Here is a 1,145-nt window from a genome sequence, read left to right as displayed (position 1 = left end):
CGGGCAGAAATGCTTATCAGCAGCAGTCGTTTGATTTGGTGATCCTCGACAGAGGTTTACCCGATGGTGATGGTTTAGATATCTGCCATCACTTGCGCCAGCAGCAAGATTGGACGCCGGTTTTGGTGTTGACCGCAAGAGACGGTGAGATGGATAAAGTGGATGGGTTGGAAGCTGACGTCGATGATTACATTACAAAGCCGTTTAGTGTTTTAGAGTTTCAAGCTCGGGTGAGAAATGTACTTCGGCGCGTTAATCAAGTCGCTGAAAAGCCGACTCCAGAAAAAGCAGAAGATGGGGCACTTAACTTTGGTGACTTGAAGATCATTCCCCAATTGCATCAGGTTTCGCTCAACGATAAAGACGTCGCGCTGACGGCAACCGAGTTTACCTTACTACAGTTTCTCGCCACTCGTCCCGGTCGAGTCTACAGTAAGGACGAGCTGTTGGATCATGTCTGGAACACCAATCATGCTGGGTATCATCACACGGTTTGTAGCACCATTAATCGCTTGCGCAGCAAGCTGTCGTTGTCGGACTCAGAGCATCATTTTATTCAAACGGTTTGGGGTGTTGGGTACAAATTTCAGCCGCGCCCATAATAGGCGGTGTGAGGAGGCGATAGGATGAGCTTCAAATCTCGTTTGGTGGTATTCACCACGGTTTGGTTTTGTTTGGCGATGGCGGCCATTGCGCTGACTTACAATTGGCAAAAAGAGACCATTGAGCTTCGCACCAAGCAAAGCTTACATCAAGATCTAGCCAGTCACATGCGGGATGATAATCCGCTCATGATTGGTACGGACTACAATCCCAAAGCGCTTAAGTCGATTTTCCACACCCTCATGTTGATAGGACCGGATTTCGAAATCTATTTTCTTGATAGTCAAGGCAACATTACTACGCACGCTGCGCCAGAAGGGACGGAATTGATGGGCGCGGTGAATCTGGCTCCTATTCGTCAGTTTCTCAGTGGTGAACCTTTCCCGATTCTAGGCGATGACCCGCGTAATCGTGATGAACACAAAGTCTTTTCTGTCGCAGCGATAGAGGAGCTTGGCTCAACCATTGGTTATTTGTACGTGGTGATCGGGAGTTCTCGTCATACGGCCATTGCCAACGCTCAAGTGGATTCGCCGTACTTG

The 1,145-nt window shown here is 48.7% G+C and carries 1 protein-coding gene and 1 pseudogene; both read left to right on the top strand.

The genetic code is table 11. The features are described 5' to 3' along the window. Positions 1–602, top strand: a 602-nt coding sequence (locus R7P72_RS25295) for a response regulator transcription factor (protein WP_318110997.1), incomplete at its 5' end; no start/stop codon positions are given. A gap of 24 nt (positions 603–626) precedes the next feature. Then, positions 627–1,145: pseudogene (locus R7P72_RS25290) on the top strand (sensor histidine kinase); the annotation flags it as partial.

Origin of the sequence: Vibrio sp. Vb0888, from assembly GCF_033338835.1 — a bacterium.
Classification (GTDB): Bacteria; Pseudomonadota; Gammaproteobacteria; order Enterobacterales; family Vibrionaceae; genus Vibrio; species Vibrio alginolyticus.
This window is presented reverse-complemented; position numbering and strand designations above follow the sequence as displayed.